19 protein-coding genes and 1 tRNA gene are annotated in these 23351 nt (G+C 38.2%); 12 read left to right on the top strand and 8 right to left on the bottom strand.

What is annotated here, in order from left to right; all coding sequences use genetic code 11:
- Window positions 1–65: 65 nt before the first annotated feature.
- From DSM03_RS05950 to DSM03_RS05920, 7 genes are all read left to right on the top strand, one after another.
- A complete protein-coding gene (locus DSM03_RS05950; RefSeq protein ID WP_128760070.1) occupies window positions 66–869 on the top strand; it encodes a hypothetical protein in 804 nt (267 codons plus the stop codon).
- A complete protein-coding gene (locus DSM03_RS05945) occupies window positions 802–1437 on the top strand; it encodes a hypothetical protein (RefSeq protein WP_128760069.1) in 636 nt (211 codons plus the stop codon). The genes DSM03_RS05950 and DSM03_RS05945 overlap by 68 nt, the downstream gene beginning before the upstream one ends.
- Window positions 1438–1589: 152 nt before the next feature.
- Window positions 1590–2024, top strand: coding sequence for a hypothetical protein (locus tag DSM03_RS05940; RefSeq protein WP_128760068.1), 435 nt, complete (start codon window positions 1590–1592; stop codon window positions 2022–2024).
- Window positions 2025–2032: 8 nt separating this feature from the next.
- Complete coding sequence (locus DSM03_RS05935) at window positions 2033–2668, top strand: hypothetical protein (protein WP_128760067.1); 636 nt, start codon at window positions 2033–2035, stop codon at window positions 2666–2668.
- A gap of 183 nt (window positions 2669–2851) precedes the next feature.
- Window positions 2852–3130 (top strand): hypothetical protein, encoded by a 279-nt coding sequence (locus DSM03_RS05930; protein WP_128760066.1) that lies wholly within the window; start codon window positions 2852–2854, stop codon window positions 3128–3130.
- The gene (locus DSM03_RS05925) at window positions 3096–3515 is read left to right on the top strand and encodes a hypothetical protein (RefSeq protein WP_161567055.1); all 420 of its coding nucleotides are present in this window, start codon (window positions 3096–3098) and stop codon (window positions 3513–3515) included. The genes DSM03_RS05930 and DSM03_RS05925 overlap by 35 nt, the downstream gene beginning before the upstream one ends.
- Window positions 3516–3525: 10 nt before the next feature.
- Complete coding sequence (locus DSM03_RS05920; RefSeq protein WP_128760064.1) at window positions 3526–4026, top strand: hypothetical protein; 501 nt, start codon at window positions 3526–3528, stop codon at window positions 4024–4026.
- A 1071-nt stretch (window positions 4027–5097) separates the two neighbouring features.
- On the opposite strand, the gene DSM03_RS05915 is transcribed toward DSM03_RS05920, so the two are convergent.
- Both DSM03_RS05915 and DSM03_RS05910 read right to left on the bottom strand, forming a co-directional pair.
- Window positions 5098–6171, bottom strand: a complete 1074-nt coding sequence (locus tag DSM03_RS05915) for a Fic family protein (RefSeq protein ID WP_128760063.1) — start codon at window positions 6169–6171, stop codon at window positions 5098–5100.
- 527 nt (window positions 6172–6698) lie between these two features.
- Window positions 6699–6780 (bottom strand) — tRNA-Leu (locus DSM03_RS05910).
- 295 nt (window positions 6781–7075) lie between these two features.
- Here DSM03_RS05910 and DSM03_RS05905 point away from each other — a divergent pair.
- Window positions 7076–8473 carry a dipeptidase gene (locus DSM03_RS05905; RefSeq protein WP_128760062.1) on the top strand — a complete coding sequence of 466 codons (1398 nt, stop codon included), beginning with the start codon at window positions 7076–7078 and terminating at the stop codon, window positions 8471–8473.
- 351 nt (window positions 8474–8824) lie between these two features.
- On the opposite strand, the gene DSM03_RS05900 is transcribed toward DSM03_RS05905, so the two are convergent.
- Both DSM03_RS05900 and DSM03_RS05895 read right to left on the bottom strand, forming a co-directional pair.
- Window positions 8825–9601 (bottom strand): DUF1206 domain-containing protein, encoded by a 777-nt coding sequence (locus tag DSM03_RS05900; protein ID WP_128760061.1) that lies wholly within the window; start codon window positions 9599–9601, stop codon window positions 8825–8827.
- Window positions 9602–9759: 158 nt separating this feature from the next.
- Window positions 9760–10341 carry a PhnA domain-containing protein gene (locus DSM03_RS05895; protein ID WP_128760060.1) on the bottom strand — a complete coding sequence of 194 codons (582 nt, stop codon included), beginning with the start codon at window positions 10339–10341 and terminating at the stop codon, window positions 9760–9762.
- A gap of 292 nt (window positions 10342–10633) precedes the next feature.
- Between DSM03_RS05895 and DSM03_RS05890 the strand changes: the two genes are divergently transcribed.
- From DSM03_RS05890 to DSM03_RS05875, 4 genes are all read left to right on the top strand, one after another.
- Window positions 10634–11002, top strand: coding sequence for a BlaI/MecI/CopY family transcriptional regulator (locus DSM03_RS05890; RefSeq protein ID WP_128760059.1), 369 nt, complete (start codon window positions 10634–10636; stop codon window positions 11000–11002).
- A complete protein-coding gene (locus DSM03_RS05885; protein WP_128760058.1) occupies window positions 11002–13089 on the top strand; it encodes a M56 family metallopeptidase in 2088 nt (695 codons plus the stop codon). Before DSM03_RS05890 ends, DSM03_RS05885 begins: the two co-directional genes overlap by 1 nt.
- A gap of 44 nt (window positions 13090–13133) precedes the next feature.
- The gene (locus DSM03_RS05880; protein ID WP_128760057.1) at window positions 13134–15617 is read left to right on the top strand and encodes a M56 family metallopeptidase; all 2484 of its coding nucleotides are present in this window, start codon (window positions 13134–13136) and stop codon (window positions 15615–15617) included.
- 161 nt (window positions 15618–15778) lie between these two features.
- Window positions 15779–16879 carry a DUF4407 domain-containing protein gene (locus DSM03_RS05875; protein WP_128760056.1) on the top strand — a complete coding sequence of 367 codons (1101 nt, stop codon included), beginning with the start codon at window positions 15779–15781 and terminating at the stop codon, window positions 16877–16879.
- 112 nt (window positions 16880–16991) lie between these two features.
- On the opposite strand, the gene DSM03_RS05870 is transcribed toward DSM03_RS05875, so the two are convergent.
- The 4 genes from DSM03_RS05870 to DSM03_RS05855 are packed head-to-tail and all read right to left on the bottom strand — an operon-like array spanning window position 16992 to window position 23293.
- Window positions 16992–18242, bottom strand: a complete 1251-nt coding sequence (locus DSM03_RS05870; protein ID WP_128760055.1) for an NAD(P)/FAD-dependent oxidoreductase — start codon at window positions 18240–18242, stop codon at window positions 16992–16994.
- 1 nt (window position 18243) lies between these two features.
- The gene (locus DSM03_RS05865) at window positions 18244–20523 is read right to left on the bottom strand and encodes a S9 family peptidase (RefSeq protein ID WP_128760054.1); all 2280 of its coding nucleotides are present in this window, start codon (window positions 20521–20523) and stop codon (window positions 18244–18246) included.
- Window positions 20524–20536: 13 nt separating this feature from the next.
- Window positions 20537–21544, bottom strand: a complete 1008-nt coding sequence (locus DSM03_RS05860; protein WP_128760053.1) for a 4-hydroxyproline epimerase — start codon at window positions 21542–21544, stop codon at window positions 20537–20539.
- 24 nt (window positions 21545–21568) lie between these two features.
- Window positions 21569–23293: a DUF885 domain-containing protein gene (locus tag DSM03_RS05855; protein WP_128760052.1), complete on the bottom strand. Its 1725-nt coding sequence runs from the start codon at window positions 23291–23293 to the stop codon at window positions 21569–21571.
- Window positions 23294–23351: the final 58 nt, after the last annotated feature.

Below are 23351 nucleotides of genomic sequence, written 5' to 3'. Positions count from 1 at the left end.
ACACCTGTTCCTGTGGAGTAAATAGTAGCAGCCAAAAGTGACCCTATTATTGATAAAATGGAGATTTGATTGAAGAGGAGATAGAGGACAGGATAGTAATAGACTCCACATTCTCACAGTATCCTTGTGCACAACAAATCGTTCAATCTGCTTATGGAAGTTGCACAATATTGAATGAACTATTGCTTGATATTTTTGAAGCCAACGATAAAGTTAATCTTACATTTAGTGTAGATCAAAATTTAAATGGTAACGCCAGTACAGACCCTCAATTCTATTTCTACCCTATCACTAAAACTATGGATGTAAATATATCCTTTAGAGCTAGTTATTTAAATAATGTAACAGATTTATCTATTACTAGAAGTACAATACATGAGTCTGTTCACGCGATTTTGGTATATATGTTTGAAGAAGGCAAACTTTCAACAATAACGGGACAAGCTGATCCTGATTTTTCAGAACTATTTGATGCTTTTATAGAATACAATAGGACTTCTTTTACCGTCAATCTCAATAAAACTCAACACGAACTGATGAATAATTTCATTAACGAGATGGCTACATCATTATCTGCTTATGGAAATGTAGCAGGCTATAATTTACCATTTTCGTACTATAGAAATCTCTCATATTCTGGAGGAATTTTAAATTCCCAAACTTTCAAAAATTCTTATCCTGAATATTTAAATAATTTAGATGCTATCAATAATCCGTCAAATAGAAATCCAGAGCATATTAAGATTATTTATGATATTTTAAGCGAGCAAAATAATGAAACAGAAATATATAATTATCCAGATGGAACATCATATACTGCAACGCCTAAAGGTAAAGCGATCAATTCGGCAAATAGTCCTTGTTATTAGTTTATTAGCTCTGGCAATAAGTTGTGCTTCAACAAGCAAATTTTCAAATACTAAAGACATAAAAGAGTTACTTGTAATTCAAATAGCTTTTTTAGAGGAGCAATATTCTGATTTTAAAATAAACTCCTCTTTCTCGAACGGATTAGAATTCAAGAAAAATCTTGAGTCGAAGTTTTTCCAAGAAGAAGTGAGACTTTCAAGTCCTCATTCTTTTTTTACTAATAACGAAGCAACTTCTTTGTTTAAATTATCTCAAAAAGATTACCTGCTGAATCAGTTAGAATATCCTAAAACATCTTTGAAAAAGCTATTCCCAAATGAAAAGAAAGAGCTGCTTCAGAATTTTGATAGTAAAAATGAAATAAATAAATCTTCAAATGAAAACTATTTGTATCATACAACACCTCGGATTTATTTAACAAATCCCATAATTTCAAAAGATGGAAAATATGCACTTATATGGTATAGCAAAACCACAATGGGTGAAGGCTATAGTGTGATGTGCCTATATGAGTTAAAAAATAAAAAATGGAAAATTTCAAAAGTAAGAGAACTTACCCTAGGCTAAGACCCAATAGGTAATTATCCTATAAGTATAGTAACTAATCTGATGTTTAATGAAAAGTAATATAGAGGTCAGATAAATTAAGTCAACAACAAGTAAAATATTTAAAATAATAACACAAACCAAGTAACTATGGCAGAGCTCATCACGAATTAATGGCTGAATTTGTGAGTGAAATGGCGACGACTTTATTGCACGAAGGGATTCATGCTGAAATATTTAAATATGTTAATGATCATCAAGGTGATATAGATCCAGAAGACAGAACTAACCTATTATATTACTATTTTTATTACAAGTCAGATAACTCAAATAGTCTTGAAACAATATATGCTCAACATCAATATATGGCGGACAATTATATTATACCAATAGCAAAAACAATCAGACTATTAGATAATAATCGCTATGATCTTGAATTTTATTTAGCGTTTGCTTGGGAAGGGCTTATAAAATATGGCTATGATGGATATTATGATAACGGTGAATGGAAATCACTAACTAAGGAAGAAAACTCCCAATGCTATGAAAATAAGAAACAAGTTAATAACACAACCGATTTTGGTTCAGATTGTATTTCTCTTAATTAAATGTAATTATGATTCGTAAATATCCCATTTTCTTAATTTTAGGTATCATTATTTTTTCTTGCGCTGAGCAGCCCAAGAGACAAATAGTAGATTATAAAATAGAGAATATAATCACCGTTGTCTATTTGGATATTACTAAAGAATTCAAAAGTCCTCCTCCACCTCCAAAACCTTTGAATTCAAAGAACCTGAAAATAAATACTGAACCACACCTACCACAGTCAGAGCGGAAAAAATATAAAGCCGGAAAATCGAGAAATTTTGCGATTAATAAAAAAGTTCAAAACACCAACCTCAAAAAATTTAAGGAATTTGACTCGCAATTTATTCAAGATTTTGACTCAAATCGCCTAAAGAAGGGCGTTATGATTAATTTAGAACTTATTGATAGAGTTCCAACTGATCATCATTTCTACTTCAATCAAACATTATTCGATGAAAACAAAAATTTTTACTGGGAAACCAAAGCCACTAATGGTATTTTAACATTTTCTGATTTTGTAGTAAATACTAAAGCTAACAAAGCTATTATAACCTGCGGTTTTTCACAAGGTAAACTAGATGGGGTTGGAATACGCTATTACCTTAGAAAAGAAAATGGTGTTTGGATCATAGATGATAAAAAAGCAATAGCTATATCTTAAAATATTTCATTTTGTAAAGTTTCTCGACTAGTGTAATTTTCTTAATATCAATTATATCTAAAATATTTTAACGTAGTTTATTACCAACTACACTAATTGCTGCTTTTATTACCGAGTTTGGAATTAGACAGGTAAAAATTATAGCAATCCCCTCTGGTGGTTTTGACGGTGACCCTATAATTGATGAAAAATGGAGATTTGATTGAAGAGGAGGTTTTTAAAATCAATAGATCCCCAAATTTTCTAAATAATGAAAAAATAAATTGCACCTATAATCAATTAGTCAAACAGCATAAAATTATAGATTTATTGAAAGATTTCTTTGGGGAAGATGCTTTTGATGTAGTTTTTAACCTTCAAGAAAATTTTGAATGCAATGGTGGCACGGATGCTGTTGGCTGTACTACGCCCTTAGGTAATAATTCGTATGCTATTGATATCGATGCAGACTTTACTTCATGAAGCCATACATGCAAATCTTTTTGCCACGGTGATAAAACTAAATAATGGTACAGTTCCTGCTGATACTGGTTTTGAAGCACTTTACGAAAACTACAGAGGTAAAAAAGGCTGGCAACATGAATTTATGGCTGATCATTATACAGGCCTAATGCAGGAAGCCCTAAAGGATGTGCATCAAAATCTAGATGACCAGAATTTTATTGATGATAGGAATTCCATTGCTGAACCTTATTGGGATTGGGATAAGTTCTACGAGTCACTATCGTATTTTGGTCTGCATAGAACTACTAAAGGATCTGAATACTACAATAATAACCAGTTAGATATATCAAAATATTCTTCTGATACGGAAGCAGGTTCAACAAAAGCTTCTAACTGCAATTAATAAAGTAAATATGGCCAGTAAAATTTTATTTCTATTCTCTATTATTTTATACAGTACTATTTCTTTAGGACAGGCAAGAGATACCGTCTATATTCAGTTTAATCAAAAATTCAAAGTGATGGACAAAACCGAATATCAATTTTCAAGGAGAGAATTTAATCCAGAACACATACCAAAATCCTATGGTTATTTTATTAGACAAATGGAAAAAGATGCTTGGTCTGATACCCATTTTCACTTTTCTCACGCTCAAAGAGACTCTTTAACCTATAAAACTTTCGGTGGTAAGCCTCCTCTAATTTTAAAAAAGTCTAAATCGTATCTTAAAGATAAGCAAGTACTTGACATCAATTTTTTTAGGACTACACCTTATCCTCAGATTTGTAAAACATTTGAAGAAGAAGACAGCCACGAGCAGGATGTTGTGATTTTTATGATAGATGAGGACGAGATTAAAAATGACACTCTCACGTTACGGGAAGTGAAATTTTCAAGGCCGGTAAAACAATAATTTTGAAAAGCAGCTTCAAATTTCATAATATTTAAGTCTGATCATTATACTGGGTTGAATTTCGACTAATATGTTCCATTTGATTAGAAAGCAGCTTTTAGAATGTGTTACTCTATAAAAGTAGTTTGTTTTTTAGAATTTAAAACAATGTGTTGAGCTATACTACTTGAATACAGACCATCAGAATTAGTAAATTTCACCGAATAGAATTTCTGGAAAATTGTAAAAAACCATCCTGATTTCATTAAAAATACGGCTCACAATCAAATGTCTTAAACGAAAACATTTACTTATTTCATCCTGAGCAAGTCCTTTTTTGCTCCGCTGAAATAGTAGTGTAGATCAATACGCATACGGGTTCTGGTTGTCTCATTTACTTCCTCCAGAGCCGTCGCATTACCTTTTGATAGGCCATCTTTTCAGGGTTTTAAATTAGAAGAGGGCTATAAATAGGGAGGCGCAGCCGACCGGTTTATGCGCCCGACTAATTTAGAATCCTGTATCTTTCCGATCAAAAAAGGTATGCTGTCTGGAGCGGATCAAAAAGAAAATAAATCACGAAAGTAAAAGATAGGGCCATTTCAAGATAGAATGACCGGCGAACTCAGGTCAAAAAAGTCCTACCCATTCAATAAGATACTAATTGATTTTTTTGGCCTGTGTTCAAGACTTCTAGACGAACCTTTTTCCCCGAAACCTAGTGTAGGAGAATGTGGTGAGGACTACCTGAATTATCCTCCCTTGCACCTATCTTTAAACAGGATTTGTCGCAAAAATCTACCTATTTACAGGGCTTAAAAACGCATTTGTCGCAAATTCAAACCTAAAAACCACCAAGAGAGATAAATTAGATGCTGAATATCAGTGATTTAAAATGAAAAATGTGTACTGTAACATCGCGCAGCGTGTTACCCTCTTGCTACACATTTTTCTCCGCTTTGCTCTTAAAAAATGCTATGTTTTTACTGTAGGATTAACGAAAATATCCTCTTTATTTTGAAAATGATACCTAATACATTTAAATCAAATTAAGGATCAAACTTACACTCAAACAAAAACATCTTAATTTTTTTATTGCTTTAAAACCTCAACCAGTTTGACATTCAAATACAGGTTTTCTACGCCTACTTTTTGCGATCTTAAGATTCCGATTGCTTCAAGCTCACTGAGGTATTCAGCTGCAGTCTGACGTTTGGCAATACCTTTATCAACCAGATATTTGACTTTACAATAGGGCTGCTCAAATAGCAATTCGATTAGTTCTTTAGAATATACGCGCGCAGGAAGTTTTTCTTTAGCCAAAACAATGGTTTCCTGCATCAAACTGTTAATGGAGTTGATCTTTTCTACAGTATATAACGCCGTTTCTTCTATACCTTTTAAAATAAAAAGAATCCAGGCTTCCCATTCTGATTTTTCGGTTACTCCTCTAAGATTAGTATAATACGCATTCTTATGCTCAATGATGTATTTACTTAGATAAAGTATTGGAGTTTCTAAAAGTCCATTCTCAACCATAAAGAGCATATTGATTACCCTACCCGTTCTTCCATTTCCATCAAAAAAGGGATGTATCGCTTCAAACTGATAGTGCATAATCGCCAACTTTATGAGAAGATCCACATCCTCTTCGCCGTGTATATAATCTTCCAGATTCTTGAGTAAATTTCGAATCACGGCTTCGCCTTCAGGTGGTGTGTAGATGGTCTTACCATTACTCGTAATTTTAGTTCCGGGCGCATTTCGTATCCCAGAGTTGTTCTCTTTTATAGTCTGTACGATTTGAACAAAAGAGTTTGTAGATAATGGACGTTTACTTAAATCAGTATACCCTTCCCACAAGGCCTGACGATATCTTAAAACTTCCTTTGTCTGGGCATCTGTAGTCGAAATGTTGGAAGAAAAAGCTTTGTATAAGCTGTCCTGTGTCGTCACTATATTTTCTATTTCAGAGCTATCCTTTGCTTCCTGTAATGTAATGGCATTTAAAAGCATAGACTGATTCGGAATTTCATCCGCTCGACCCTTGAGTTCTGCTAATACTTTATTGGATATAATAGCCTGCTTTAAAATTTTCTTGGTTTCAACCTCAACAGTTGGAGGTAATAAAGGAAGATCGTTATAGGCTTGTTCAGGACTGTACATGATATCGACATTTAAAAGTAACTATGTCGAAGGCATCGACACACTGTAAATATATGTTGAAATATCATTAATTTTTCGACATATTAAAAAACACTGCTGATGAAAAGAAAAAAAGAGAATTCCTTCCTTTTTCACGAGCACACTACTTGGGTGTATTTTTTGATGATTTGATGACAAATCCTCTTAGACCTTATAGAAACCAACCTTCCCAAGTCATCAAAAATTCATCGTTTCATCATTTTTGATTTTTTAAATCTTCTTTTTGTCATCACTTATTTTTTGATGACAGTTTGATGATAAAATGATGACAGCTTGAGCCCCTGTAACAGTGGGTTCATCTTCATCTGTCATCGTCTCATCAAATTTTTAGTCTTTAAAATCCTAGCAGCATTTAAGGTCAATAGCTATTGATCTCAAAAAACAGCAAATAATGTTAAAGTTTAGGAAATTTTGAAGAAGATGATTTGTTGTACCATTGTTGTACCAAAATAAAAAAGCCGACTCGTTAAAGTCGGCTTATCCCTTTGTACAGGCGGAGAGACTCGAACTCTCACACCTTGCGGCACTAGATCCTAAGTCTAGCGTGTCTACCAATTCCACCACGCCTGCATGCTACTTTCAACGTACTTAGGACATCCGTTAAAAATCTGCATCTTTATCTCTAAAAATGCGAGTGCAAATATAGGAAAGATTTTCATATTGAGAATATTTTTTGATAGAAATTTTAAGCACTTCCTAAAATTTAATTCGGCCAAATCTTTTACCTCAGCATTACGGTTAATATTTTATGCTTTGTAGGCTGCTTTCAAAGCCATTTAGGTTCCAATCCGTATTTTTGCGGGAATTGGAAATTGACTTTATAAAATGAGCTCTGTCCTATTTTTAACTATAAAAAAATAACCAGATGAAAGACATTAAAAAATATATAGATATGCATCAAAAACGCTTTCTAGACGAACTCATTGAGCTTTTAAAAATTCCGTCAATCAGTGCCGATAAAGCCTATAAAGACGACGTGTTCAACACCGCAGATGCTGTTGCAGAACGCCTTAAGGAAGCCGGCTGTGCTAAAGTAGAAATCTGTGAAACCCCGGGCTACCCAATTGTTTATGGCGAACTTATAAAAGATAAAAACCTGCCTACCATCTTAGTTTACGGGCATTATGATGTGCAACCGCCAGACCCCATGGATTTGTGGGATAGCGCGCCTTTTGAACCGGTGATCAAAAAAACCGAATTGCACCCGGAAGGAGCCATTTTTGCTCGCGGGGCTTGTGACGACAAAGGGCAAATGTATATGCACGTCAAAGCGCTGGAGTATATGACCCAAAATGACGATCTGCCGTGCAACGTGAAGTTTATGATTGAAGGTGAGGAAGAAGTAGGCAGCGAAAATCTGGGTTGGTTTATCTCCAGAAACCAGGAGAAACTGGCTAACGATGTGATCCTGATTTCAGACACCGGGATGATCGCAAAAGATGTACCCAGCATCACCACAGGTCTGCGCGGACTCAGCTACGTGGAAGTTGAAGTTACCGGTCCCAACCGAGACCTTCACAGCGGACTTTATGGCGGTGCGGTGGCCAATCCCATTAATGTGCTGACCAAAATGATTGCTTCGCTCCACGACGAAAACAATCACATCACTATTCCCGGATTTTACGATCAGGTTGATGAACTCACCGCAGCAGAACGGGAAAAAATGGCCGAAGCTCCTTTCTCGCTAGAAAACTATCAAAAAGCCCTGGATATTGACGCGGTGTATGGCGAAGCCGGTTATAGCACAAACGAGCGCAACAGCATACGCCCTACTCTTGACGTAAACGGTATTTGGGGTGGCTACATTGGCGAAGGTGCAAAAACCGTGATTGCCAGCAAGGCCTATGCAAAAATAAGTATGCGGCTCGTACCCGATCAGGACTGGAAAGAGATCACCCAGCTCTTTAAAAAACATTTTGAGAGCATCGCTCCTGAGGGCATACGAGTTAAGGTAAAACCCCATCACGGTGGTGAACCTTATGTAACTCCCATTGACAATATAGGGTATCAGGCAGCCGAAGCAGCTTACGAAAAAACCTTTGGTAAAACACCAATCCCACAACGTAGTGGCGGCAGTATTCCCATTGTTGCACTCTTTGAAAAAGAACTCAACAGTAAAACCATTTTGATGGGCTTTGGTCTGGACAGCGACGCCATTCACTCCCCGAATGAGCATTTTGGCGTTTGGAATTTCTTAAAAGGAATCGAAACCATTCCGCATTTTTATCACGAGTTCACTAGGCTAAAATCTGAAGAAAACTAATTTTAAGAGTTTGGGCGTGACCCCGCAAAAGGCGAGGTCGGGCTTTTACGCTCTATCTTTTTAATCTGGAACCTCGATACCATTTGCTTTATCAAGCAAATCACTCGGAGATCATTTAAAAAGGATGCCGCTTCAATCCCTCACGCAGGGTTTAAATGATAAGTGAACAGTCTCAGTTAACAGTATTTAGATAAAGAATTTGGTGAATGAGTGAATTTTGACAAACGAGAGAGAGGCGGAATTTGTATCGAAGCTGTATGCGGTTTAAAAATAAAATTAACTCATTAAAAAACCCGTACGACTTTCGATCGACGGGTTTTTTAATTTTAGTTCAATTTCAAAACTTGAATGTTACAGGCGTATCTGCGCATATTTCGCCTGAATAAACATAAAGACGGCATAAGCCACAAGACCTAGAGCGACAATTCCCATTACGGTTGCGCCAAAGTTATTTTGAAGAAATTCAAAAGCTGCAACTTTCCCTCCGGTATCTCCTCCTTCGCCTAAGGCAACTTTAAAGAATAAAAAAGCCACAATACCCGAAACGATTCCACGGGCGGTAAACCCTATTTTACCGGCACGAATTAAGGTTTTTTGCTCCTTAGAGCTTAAATTAGTTTCCTGAACATCGTCTCTAAATTTTCCGCTGTAGGCTTTATACAATTGAAAAATAGCTTTACCGGCAAGACATAAAGCCACAAACCCTACCAGATAAGGGCCGTAGGGTTTTGACATCAAAGTAGCAATCATAGAGTCACCTCCACCAGAACCTGAACTATTGCCCAATACCATCTTGGCGGCGGTAAACCCCAGTATCCCGTAAAAAATTCCACTTACGATATATCCCGCACGTTTTACAAAACCTTTGGGTTCACTCCAGCTGTCCCCGGGACCATTTATCGCTTCATATATACGGTAAAATGTGTAGCCAAATAATCCAATGGCAAGCGCACCCAGCAGTACTTTCCCATACGATTGTTGTGCTAGAAATTGTAACACATTATCGCTTCCGCTTTTTGAACCGCCCAGATTAAAGGCCGCCATTGCAGTAAGTACACCTATAATTGCATACACTGCACCCTTGGCTACCATTCCTGCCCGGGCGAATTTTTCTTTTTTATTGCTCATTTTTCATCATTTTGGTTAGTTGTTTACAATCTATTCATTGCCAGCCTACTGTTCTCCCAATCTGATGTTATAATAAACCAAATAAAGTGCTAAAAGTCAGGAAATTGAACACTAAACTTCTGTTTATGAACGTAAAATTTAAAATGCCTTAATGAGTCCTAGATTTTCTTCACGTAATCAGTCACCAAAACAATTTGTTGCCCGTCAACTTTACCTTCAATGTATTTTTCATTTTCATGATCCAACGAAATACGACGCACAGCGGTGCCCTGTTTAGCAACCATACTACTGCCTTTTACCTTAAGATCTTTAATCAATACAACAGAATCTCCCGCTTCTAAAATCACCCCATTGCTGTCGCGATGCACAAGTGCATTTGCCGAAGTTTCCTGAGCAACTCCGGCTTTAGCCCACTCTCGAGTATCCTCTTCCATATACATCATATCGAGCAGATCCTGAGGCCAGCCTTCGGCTCTAAGCTGATGCAGCATCCGAAAAGCTACCACCTGCACTGCCGGTACAGGGCTCCACATACTATCATTCAAACAACGCCAATGATTAGGCTCTACTGCCTCGGGATTTTCTAATTGGATTCTGCAGGTTCCACAGGCAAAAATATGGGTGTCTGCTGTTGTGGTTGATGGGGATTCGGGTATGGCATAGATGTCTAAATCTTCGGTACTACCACACAGTTCGCATACATTACCGCTGCGGTCTCTTAAGTCTTGTTCCAGGCTCATGATTTCTTTGTTAGTTAAGGTAGTAAAGGTAGGGTTAATGTTAAAAATTTGCGATAGGGATTGAGGCCTTGTTGGAGCTCTTTTTGTCCCGCGGTGGTTCAAGACTATTTTTCTTTCAGTAAAATCACTCCGCAACCGCGGGTACAAAAAAGCGACTGCCGAAAGCCTGACAGTTCTGGTTTTTTTAAACCGGAACAGGATCGCCATAAATCTCAAAATTAATTTACTCTACACTTGTAGAATTAAAATTTATTTCTACATTTGTAGAACATATCCTAAAAACTATAGCGTAATGAGCCTTTCTAATGCCGAAGAACAATTGATGCAAATCTTGTGGAAACAGGAAAAAGCCTTTATGAAAGACTTGATAGAGGCGTATCCCGAACCGCGACCTGCTACAACTACCATCGCCACATTATTGAAACGCATGCAGGACAAGAATTTTGTAAACTATGTGCAATATGGCAGATCGCGGGAGTATTTTCCACTAGTACGTAAGAAAGATTACTTCTCAAAGCAGGTAAACGGGATGATTAAAAATTTCTTTAACGACTCGGCTGCGCAATTCGCTTCCTTTTTTACCAAAGAAACTGATCTGTCTCAAAAGGAACTGGAGGACCTAAAAAAACTGATTGACGAACGCTTAAAATCCAAGAAATAATGCTCGCCTACCTCATCAAATCTATCCTGTGCCTGCTGGTTCTCTGGGGTTTCTATAAAATCGCTTTAGAGCAAACCGCTGCACATCAATTCAATCGCTTTTACCTGCTGGGGAGTTTGGTCATTGCTTTGACTTTACCCTTGCTTACATTCAGCTATACGGTTGAAGTTAAACCCCAGCCTGTGGTAGCAGAAATGTATTTGAACCCGACTGCTTTGACGGAAGTTCCGGTAACTACTCCTGTCGACGAACCTACAAATTGGCTAGCCATAAGTTTAGGAATCATTTATGCTGCAGGCGTCGTGCTTTTTGGATTTCGGTTTTTGCGGAATTTGATTCAGCTTCGGAAGAAAATAAATACTAATGAGAACGTGCAGGCAAAATCACACATTAACGTACTACTGGCTGGAAAGGTAATTCCACACTCGTTTCTTCAGTATATTTTTCTGCCTCGAAAAGCATTTAAACAAGATGCCATAGCTCCGGAAATTCTTGCACACGAGCAGGCACACGTCACCCAAAAGCACAGTTGGGATATCCTGGCCGTCGAATTTTTGCAAGTAATTTTCTGGTTTAATCCGCTGCTCGTTTTTTTGAAAAGAAGCATTGCTTTAAATCACGAATTCCTGGCAGATCAGTCGGCACTCGAAGCTGAAAACACAATAGAAAACTATACCAATCTTTTATTTATCTATTCGGGAGGTGCTCATCACACCGCGTTATCAAGCCCGATTAATTATTCATTAACTAAAAAACGAATTCTTATGTTATCAAAAACCCGTTCGGTCAAAAAACTGGCCACCCGTCTCGCACTTTTTGTACCTGTGCTTGCTTTATGTATTTATTTTTTCAATCAGGAGATTGTGGCGAAGCCTCACTATAAGGTTATTGAAAATGAAACTCCCAATGTTTATACTATTGAATATGATGACGAATTAGATTCGCTTAAACGAGCAGAAATTACAAAGAGATTTAAAAGTCAAACGTTTAATGGAGAACATCCTTCTAAAGAGCAACTTAAAAAATGGACGGAGGAAAGTTTTAAGATACAGGTTGATTCTAAAAATATTATAGCAAAAAAATTAGCGGAGTTTAAACCAACTGATTTCGCAATATATAACGGAGTCAAAACTACTGACACGGTATCTGGGAAAATGGTAAATGCATTTGTTAATTTGGTGACTAACGAATACTATCAAAGTCATAAAAGGATGCAAAACCCGCCTTCAGGCGAGGAAGTCAAAGCATATCTCGCACAAAATGAAAAAGTACTCAACCTAATAGTAATCGAATCACAGATTTGGCTTAATGGAACGGAAACCTCTGTTGAAAATTTTGCAAAGGATCTGGATGCAATAAGCAAAGATTGGACTTCTAGCGAAAAACGTAACTACAGTATTCATGTGAGAACCACAGATCCCACCGAAAAGCTTTGGCTAAAACTACAAACCGCTTTTGAGACCACTGATTTATATAAAGCAAACCCAAAAGGTTTAATTCCCCCTCCGCCACCACCTGTACCGGCTGCACCTGATGCAGGCACTCCACCGCCACCACCTGCTCCTGTAAGTCCGGCATCTTTTAATGAAGAGAACTACACGCTTTTGAATATAAAACTTTCAAAAACCGATGCTATTGAAATTGAAGGCCAGCAGACCACAATTTCCAATGTAAAAAAGTTTATTAAAAAGCATTTTAAATATTGGACAAAAGATAATCCAGAGAAACCTCGTGCTGTAATTTTTCATTTACCTGAAGGTGTTTCCGAGGGTCAGGCACACAAAGCTTTTAAAGAAATTCAAGATTTTAAAATCAATAGTTTTACCTTAAAAAAGGAAGGGAATGAAACCGATCTACCCGCTCCTCCACCAGTTCCTGCTGCACCAAATGCAGGAACCCCGCCTCCTCCGCCACCGGCACCGTCAACTCAGGAAATGGTAGACATGGCAAAGGATAACATTTATTATAACGTGAAAAAGATCTCTCCCGCCAAAGCCAAATCGTTAATGAAAGAGAGTGATAACTATAATATCCTAATGACTAGTTTTAAAGGTAAAAAGGCATTAATTATTAATGACAAAGAATAACAAACTTCATTATCAGTATAGCTATAAAATAAAAATAAACAGGTATGACCGCCTACCTCATCAAATCGATCCTGTGCCTGCTGGTGCTCTGGGGCTTTTATAAAATTGCTTTAGAACAAACGGCTGCGCATCACTTTAAACGGTTTTACTTGTTGGGCAGTATGGTCATAGCTTTGACTTTACCCTTGCTTACATTCAGCTATACGGTTGAAGTTGAACCGCAAACGGTGATTGCTGAGTCCGCTGTTTTTGAGCCGACAGTTCTTACCGAGACCACGGTAGCTACTCCTGTCGAAGAACCTACAAACTGGCTGGCAATCAGTTTAGGAGTTCTTTACGCTGCAGGCGTCTTGCTTTTTGGATTTCGGTTTTTGAGGAATTTGATTCGGCTTCGGAGAAAAATAACTAATAATGAGAAAGTACAGGCAAAAGGACATATCAACGTATTACTGCTTGGGAAAGTGATTCCACATTCATTTCTTCGGTTTATATTTATGCCAAAAAAAGAGTTCAAGAACAATAGCATCGCTCCTGAAGTTTTAGCGCACGAACATGCCCACGTCGCTCAAAAACACAGTTGGGACATTCTGTTTATCGAGTTTTTACAGGTTGTGTTTTGGTTTAATCCACTTTTGTCGTTTGTTAAAAAGGAAATTGCGCTCAATCACGAATTTCTGGCAGACCAGGCTGCACTGAAAAATGAAAATTCTGTAGAAAACTATACCCATCTTTTATTTACCTATTCGGGTGGTGCTCATCACACCGCGTTATCAAGCCCCATTAATTATTCATTAACCAAAAAGCGAATCCTTATGCTATCAAAAACCCGTTCGGTCAAAAAACTGGCCACCCGTCTCTCACTTTTTGTACCCGTGCTCGCTTTATGTATTTATTTCTTTAATCAGGAGATTGTGGCAAAACCGGTACAAAAAGAGTCTACTTCTCTATTGGGAAAATGGGTTGATCGAAAAAAAGAATTTGCTCAGTTCACGATCTACAAAGAGGGTAAACAGCTTTGGATGAAGTTTGCGAAAGACACCTTTAAACTGGAGCAAGAAGGTGAAAACCAATATGAGATGGTTTGGAAGAACAAGCCGCTTTCTACAACTAACAAAAAGGTTTCACTACGCTATAATCCTAATAACAACGAACTCTTTTTAAATGAAAAAAGCTTTATTCGGCCTGAAAACACGTATGGAAAGCTATTTGCCGGGGACTGGGAGGGAGTTGATGTAGAGCAGCAATTCTTTATTCGCTCCAATAATGGAGGAATCGGCTGGGAGATAAAAGATCAGTTTGGTACAAATACCTATTTTCCGGTTTTATATGATGATGGTTTTTATTTTACCCTAAACAATCGTGACGTGTATTTTAAAGTCAATGGGGATACGATGACCAGTTCAGAAGGTCATACCTATAAAAAGATTAAGGAAGCACCAAAGCTTATTTGGATAATCGTGACTAAGAATTATATAGGTATAAACGCATACTCAATTTCCTCTGAAAAATTTGTAGCGCATATAAATGAAATAACCGCAAACTGGTCGGCCGAAAACTATAAAAACTATATCCTTGATGTGGGAACTCAGGAAGGTATGGAGGCCTTTGTAAAAGAACTGAATACCGAGTTTAAAAAGACGCAGCTCTACAGGATCAATTCGTCGCAAGACCTGTTAACACAAGGTGATGCAGAAGAATCATCAAAACCCGTACCGGCCGAAAATAAAAAAATTGGTCTGAGCCTTAAAATATTGAAAGACGGGTCCCTGCTCTTAAACGGCTATACACTAACCGATCTTGCCAATTTAGAATCAGCACTTGACGCGTTTTACAAACCCTACTCCTCTCAAGAGAGACGTAAAAAAATAAGTGCGCGCATAGATCCTTATGTTTTAACCAAATCAAAAACGGTTGAAGCGGTTCAGCAAAAACTTCAACAATACGGGATAGCACAAATCAAAGTAAGTCCTGCAGAAATTCCCAAACCGGCAATCTCAAATCAACAGCAATCGGCGGATAAATCAACTGATGAGGAAACTCAACAAAATCGCGTTGTTGAAGATATTCATATCGAAATCGATAAAACCCACCAGGTTTATATCAATAATAAACGCGCAGACCCACATCATCTTGAGCAGGAATTGATGGAATACAACAGCTGGACAACTAAGTCAGAACGTGAGGCAATGCTTCCTGTAAAGATTACCGTTGACCCTGTAATTGAAATGGCAATATTGACCGATGTAAAGTCCGCGCTTCGCGAATATGGCGTCAAAAGTTTAAAAGTCGTTATCGCTGGTGACTCGCAGGAAGAGGCTTTGATTCCGGCACATACACCAGATCAAAACTCATCTGTTTTAACCCCTCAGCAAAAGAAGAGAAATGCAGGGACATTTAAAATTGGTGCGTACAAGTATTACTACAATAAAAACAAACAGAATCAGTTCGTGTACTACGATCGTTTTGGCAATGAGCTAAGTGAAAAAGATATACTTGAACTCAAAAAAAAGTCAGAAAAAGAAAATTGACCTGACCGTGAAATAACATTATATCTTTAATGATTGAATAAATGAAAGATTTATTTTTATAACATCTACAACAAATCCCATAGGTTCAGCGTTCTAATTACTTATATTACATGCGCCTTTGTGTTGCATTTTAGCTCAAAAGTTATTCATCAATCATCATTATGCTTAAGAAATTCTTTATTCTGTGCTCGGGCGCTGATCACGCTTTACTAGACACCTGTGCTCCCGGAGAGCAAAACAAATATGCCGGTATTGGTGCCACGGTTTTTTTCACTGCTTTAATGGCATTTATCGCTTCGGGATATGCTTTGTATACCGTATTTGATAATGTAGCTATCGCCGTAGGTTTTGGGTTTTTATGGGGATTACTCATTTTTAATCTCGACCGCTTTATTGTATCCACTTTCAAGAAACGGGACAACTCAATGGATGAATTCCTGCAGGCCGTTCCGCGTTTGATTCTGGCTGTTATAATCGCAGTAGTGATTTCTAAGCCACTGGAATTAAAGATTTTTGAGAAAGAAATTGATCGGGTACTTCTTGAACAAAAAAACGACCTGACACTAGCCAATCAAAACCAGATTGCAGACCAGTTTACACCTGCTGCGGCCGCCTTAGATGCTGAAATAGATGGTTTAAAAAATGAAATTTCGACTAAAGATGCCGAAGTCAACGCCCTTTACGACACCTATATCGCAGAAGCGGAAGGTACCGCAGGAACCAATAAGTTGGGTAAAGGTCCTGTTTATAAAGAAAAACGAGAAAAGCATGATGCTGCTTTAGCCGAGTTGCAACAACTGAAGCAAACCAACGCAGAAAAAATTGCCGCTCTCGAACTCGAGAAAAACGAACTCGCTGCAAATTACGAAACCCGCGTTGCTGAAACCCAGCCCATCATAGATAATTTTGACGGTTTGATGGCGCGTATTGAAGCTTTGGACGAATTACCCTGGCTGCCTTCGTTCTTTATTTTTCTGCTGTTTTTAGCCATTGAAACGACACCGATTTTCGCAAAACTGATTTCACCCCGAGGAGAATATGATCTTAAACTGGCTGATGCCGAAGGCGAGCTCAAATCCTGGGCGACACAAAAGGCCAATCAACGTAGAAACCTCATCGATGCGGACAACATAATCAATGACAAGGTTTACGGCGATTTAACGCAAGAGGAAGAACTTTACAACTACAAAAAGAAAATGGCCCGCGAGCTGATGCAAAAACAGCAGGACTCCTTCTACAAACGGCAGAGTAAGTTATTATAGGTTTTCGAAAACCCCATACTTGTGGGATGCTGAAACTCCCGAATTCTCGAGACAACAGGACGTAAAATTCCCTTCTCCTTCTGGAGAAGGGCTGAGGATGAGGTTGTAAGCCTTAAAACTTACGATCGGGATTGTAGACTCCCAAATCTAAGGAAGGCTTTTTACCATTAATAACTTCAGAAACCAAAAGACCTGTTGCGGGCCCCAGGCTCCAGCCCATCATGGCGTGGCCGGCAGCGATGGTTAGATTTTTCCATTTTGAAGTGCGGCCAATATACGGCAATCCATCAGGAGTTACCGGTCTTAGTCCGCATTGTGCATCTGCTTTTTCCTGTTCTGAAATCGAAACCTCAGGGAAATATTTTGGCACCGCTTCGGCAATTGCATCTACCCGGGCTTTATTAATGTCGTGATTGATCCCTGCGATTTCCATAGTACCGGCATATCTTGTAAAACCGTTCATAGGAGTTACAGCGACTTTAGCCTCGCACAAAATAGATGGCAATGTGATTCCGGTTTCAGTTTCAGAATTGATGCGGTAGCCTTTTCCGGCTTGCATTAAAATATTTAGCTTCAGTTTCTTATTTAAAGATCCTGCCCAGGCACCTGTAGCCAAAATAACCTCATCTGCATCAATGGTTTTTCCAGAAGCTGTTTTTACAACACGTATATTCTCTCCGCTGAAATCAAAATCAACTACTTGTTCTTGCTTTAATAACGTTACTCCTTTTTGCTGCAAGAGTGTTTTGAGTTCTCCCATAAATTCTCCCGGTGTGGTATGCTGATCACACTCGTAGAAAGCTGCACCTTTTATATTTAGCTTAGCATCAGGCATTTTTTGCTGCACTTCTGCTGCAGAAAGCAGGTGCGCAGGCAAGCCTTCTTTAGTAGCCAATGCTAACACGTGACCTTCTTCTTCAAGCATATGCTCACTTTGACAAAGCATCAGCAAACCTTTCTTTTCCAGTTGAAAACTGAAATTTTCAGTGGCTTTTATATCAGAATATAAATCGCGGGAAAGCAAATTGATATCGCGAATTGCCGGAATGGCTTTAGCTACATTCTTCTCAGAACACGAATTATTAAACGCCATTGTCCATTTTAAAAAATCAGCATTTATACGCGGTTTTATGTACAACGGACTCTTACTGCTAAACATCCACTTGATACCTTGCTTCATCACTCCTGGCGCTGCAAGCGGAATAATATGGCTTGGGGTTAGATAACCGGCATTCACATATGATGCGCCGCTATCCATGCTTCCCTGATCAATTACGGTTACTTGATGACCTGCTTTTTGAAGATAATAGGCACTAGATAAACCTATGATTCCACCGCCAATAATTACGCAATTCTTTCCCATATTAGTAGATGTTGTAGTCCCAAAGAGACTTTTTATTGAGTAAGTTTTCTATAAAATAATTCCAGCGTTTTTTCTGAAAATATGCATTATGCTTTCCGGTATACCCGTGACGTTGACTCGGTATAATGAGCATATCAAATTCTTTATCTGCTTTGATTAATGCTTCAGCGAATTTAAAAGTTGCCGAAGGATTCACATTATCATCAATACCGCCGTGAACCAATAGTAATTTTCCCTTTAGGTTGGGAGCCATCGTTATGTTAGAAACTTCTTCGTAACGAGAATCTATCGGGTATCCCATATACATCTCAGGCCACCAGGCTTTTTCCATTCTAAAATCGTGATCGCCACTACTGGCAACAGCTACTTTATAAAAATCAGGAAATGCTAACACTGCATGACCGGCATCAAAACCACCTGCTGAATGCCCAAAGATCCCCACGCGGTCTGCATCTATCCAGTCATATTTTTCACCTAAAAACTTAATCGCATTCACATGATCTCTCAAGTTATCGCCCATATTCATATAGGAAACATCTCTAAATGCTTTAGAGCGACCTGCCGTTCCCAAGCCGTCTACAGCAACAACTATAAAACCTAAATTCGCCATTGCCTGATTGCTAAATGCCTGACCAAACGAGCGTGGAAAACGCTGCGTATGCGGACCGGTATAGGTAGCATCAATCACAGGATAACTTTTAGATGCATCAAAATTTATGGGTTTCCAAAGTGCACCGTAGATAGGCGTTTTACCATCTTTACCAGTAAGTGTAAAAACCTCTGGAGCTTCCCAGCCTTCTACCTCAACTGCTGCAAAATCAGCTTCGGTAAGAGTTTGAATTATTTTTCCGTTCTTTTTGCTTCTTAAAACGGTTTTTGAAGCTTGATCTACTGCAGAAATAACATCTACAAAATAATCCGAACCTTCTAAAAACTGAATATCGTGATTCGTATTTTCCGGTGTTAGTTCAGTGATTTTTCCATTCAAAGAAATACGATAAAGTTTCTGATGATAAGGGTTTGCATCAGCTTTTACTCCTGAAGCGGTATAATAAATCTCTTTTTTCTTTTCATCAATGTAAATGATGTCACTTACTACAAAATCACCATCAGTCAATGCTTTTAAAGCTCTGCTATCTTTGTTTAGCAAATACAATTGTTTCCAACCGCTACGCTCAGAAAGCACTACGAGATCCTGCCAACCTTCAATTTCACGATATTCAAAATTATCGATACTGGTTTTTACAGACTCTTCATACAACGTCTCAACACGTTCTGCGTCTAAATCAACAGTCTTTATATATTGGTCTTTATAGCCTCTGCTACGATATGAAGTAATCATTTTATGAGGCTCTTGCTCAAGCCATCTTAGCCAAATCCCGTTAACGTGAATTTTTGTTGGCAAGTCAATATCCAACTGCTTTCTTGCAGGCACGTCAAAAAACACCGGTTTATACGTTACCATAGTAGAGTCTCCAGGAGAACCACGGTAATAACTTAATAATTTAGGTTTATACAAACTGTCTATGCTGTAATCCAGCAAATACATTTTTTCGGCATTACGGGTATCTACGACCTGAGTAACCAAATATTTTGAGTCTGGTGACCATTGCACATTAAAATGTTTAGGACGCTCTGTACCTTCTCCTTCAATGATGTCAAACCAGCCAATACTACTCGCATAATCGTAACCCTTTTCTCCATCTGTGGTTAGTGAGAATTCAGTATCTGACTCTGTATTTTTTATAAATAAGTTATGCTCTTTAACAAAGGCCACCCACTTTCCGTCAGGTGATTTTGATTCGTATTGATTGTCCCATTTACGTTTTCTTTCTTCCTTTTTATCAGCATCATCTAGAACTCCTGTTTTTGTATTCCAGATGTAGCTTTTAGCATCAAACTCAAAATGGTATCCCTCTTTTCTCCTATTTATTTTAGAAATTGAAAGTTTATTAGCTTCCACTTGGTTCTCTACCTTTTCAGATAATGCTGCTGCAAGTTTTTCCTGATCAAACAGCGGTTTTACCCTTCCGCTTTTAAACGAAAGAGTTTTATAGGTTTTTTGATCTTTAGCGTAATCAACAAACCAAATTCCGGAATGATCTTCAAACTCATAAACATCGGTATCTAAATTAAATACCTTTTTGTTCATCAGGTTTCCGTAGGTATAATCTATGGCTACTTGATACTCTGCCATAGTCATTTGCTCCTGAGCAAAAACCACTAAACTGCAGCATAAGCTTGCCAGAAAAAAAACTGCTCTAGTATTTAAAACCTTCATACGTTATTTTTTATTATAAAACCTGAAACCCAAATGCATAAGGATCGTCAGTATCTATGGTCATCGTATTGTAGCCGTATATACGCGCCCAACCTTTAATACTGGGAACTACAGCTTCAAAATTGCCTATTTTTGTTACTTCTTCTACACGACCCGTAAACTTAGAGCCTATGAAACTTTCGTGAATAAAATCGGTATGGGGTTGAATGATGCCTTTTGCGTGTAATTGCGCTATACGTGCTGAAGTACCCGTACCACAGGGAGAACGATCTATCGCTTTATCGCCATAAAATACCGCATTACGCCCTGAAGAAGAAGGGTCAAGTGGATTTCCCGTCCATAACATATGGCTTACATCTCTAATGGTATCATTCTCAGGATGTACAAAACAGTCTTTATATTTCTCGTTGATTTTTTCTCTGAGAATTTTACTCAAGCTAACAATTTTTGAAGCATTAAAATCGTGCACTCCGCTAAAGTTTTGCTGAGGATCTACGATGGCATAATAGTTACCACCATAAGAAACATCAAAATGAAGTTCGCCCAAATCATCACAATCTATCGTCAAATCACGTGCTGCGAGGTAACTTTTCACGTTGGTTAGCTTTACCCAGTCAACTTTTTTACCGGTTTGCTGATATTCTATCTCAACGAGTCCTGCCGGTGCTTCCATTCTGATCTTACCGGGAATTTTAGGAGTGATAAGGCCTTCTTCTATAGCAATGGTAATTGTCCCGATAGTACCGTGGCCGCACATTGGCAGGCAACCGCTGGTTTCTATAAATAAAATTGCAAAATCATTTTCCGGGTCGTGAGGTGGAAATAAAATACTCCCGCTCATCATATCGTGTCCCCGAGGTTCAAACATTAAACCCGTGCGAATCCAGTCGTACTCTCTTAAAAAGTGTTGACGTTTCTCACTCATCGTTTTACCTTCTAAAGCAGGACCTCCGGCTTTTACCACACGCACAGGGTTTCCACAGGTGTGCGCATCTATACATTCAAAAGTGTGTACAGCCATTTTTTAATTCACGTATTGATTTGTTTATTTTTTAGTTTCGGCCTTAGCCATAGCTATATATTCATCCACGCGCTCTTCAAGAATAGGGAGGGTTACAGTTCCCTCTTCTAAAATCACGTTGTGAAATGCACGAATATCAAAATCTTCGCCCAATGCTTTTTTAGCACGCTCTCTTAGTTCGCGTATTTTTAATTCGCCTATTTTATAGCTTAATGCTTGTCCCGGCCAAGCGATATATCGGTCAGTTTCGGTATTCACTTCGTGAATAGAAAGTGCTGTATTTTCAGACATATAGTCTACAACTTCCTGTCTTGTCCATCCCATTGCGTGGATACCGGTATCAACCACAAGACGGCAGGCACGCCACATCTCATAAGTCAACTGACCAAACTTTTCATAAGGTGTTCTGTAAATACCCATCTCATCAGCAAGGTATTCTGAGTACAAGCCCCAACCTTCACCATAAGCAGACAGGTATAAGTTTTTTCTAAACTGCGGAATATCATCACTGATTTCCTGATTTAAAGCGCCCTGTAGGTGATGCCCCGGCACTGCTTCATGAGCCGTAAGAGAAGGTAATGTATAAAGAGGCCTGCTCTCTAGTTGATACGTGTTAACCAAATAATGCCCGGCCTGGGTACCGTTAATATTACTCCCCGAATAGCGACCACCGGTATATTTAGGAGCAATCGCATCAGGTACTTTTACAACACCGTAAGGCTGTCTTGGTAATCTGGAGAAAAAAGCAGGTAACTCATTGTCTATACGCTTTGCAATATCTCTGGCGTGCATCAAGAGCGCATCACCAGTTTTCACATAAAACTGATCATCTGTACGCAAAAACTTCAAGAAATCTGAAAAGCTTCCTTCAAAACCTACTTCCTCAATAATTTCTTGCATTTGAGACTTTATGCGAGCGACTTCACTTAGTCCTAATTCATGGATGCTTTTTGCTGTATATTCTTTTGAAGTGGTATAATAATTAATTCGGTTTTGATAGAAATCTGCTCCTCCCGGTTGTGCAGAAACGCCAATCGCATCACGGCTATTGACCATATACTCAGTTTCAAAAAATGTCTTTATTTTTTGAAAGCTAGGTATCACACTATCTGCAACCACCTGCTTTGCAGCTTTTAACAAGGAATCTTTTCGCTTTTGCGGAATTGTTTCCGGTAGATCTAAAAAGGGAGAATAAAAATAACTTTCAGTAGGATTGTCAACGATATGTGTTTCATAAGTAGACTCATATCCGTCAAAAATAATACGAGGTTGAATGATACCTTCTTCAAAACCTTTACGCATCAAATCAAAATGACTTTCTGTAAAATAGGGAATTGCCTTAAGCCTGTTTAAATATCCTACAGCCTGATCGTAACTACGAATAGGCCGCACCTGATAATTCAAATTGAGATGAAATCCCTGATCTGCCTGAATGGGGTTGAGATGCATTTTATATGTGTACTCATCAATCTGATCCTGTAAAATGAAACGTAGTAATTTAAACGAAATCGTCTCGCTCTTGTTCAATTCCTTCAAATTAATTTCTTCTAATTGATTCAAAAGACTTTTAGCAAATTGAGCACGTTCTTTAGGCAACTCTTCATCGTGTCTACCTAGAGGATAGTCTTGCCAGTCGTAATCTCGATGCTGTTGATATTCGCTAATTATACTGTCTAAAGAAACTGTTTGTTGAGCCTTTGCAGTTGTCATACTCAAAAGGACTATAAGAAGTAGTACACAGTATTTCATAAGCTGAAAATGTTTAATTATTATAACCGAATAGCAAGAATATATCCATCTCCCAAAT

It is taken from the genome of Leeuwenhoekiella aestuarii, assembly GCF_004104055.1.
GTDB classification, from domain to species: domain Bacteria; phylum Bacteroidota; class Bacteroidia; order Flavobacteriales; family Flavobacteriaceae; genus Leeuwenhoekiella; species Leeuwenhoekiella aestuarii.
The sequence above is the reverse complement of the archived record's forward strand: the minus strand, read 5'-3'. Positions and strand labels throughout refer to the sequence as shown.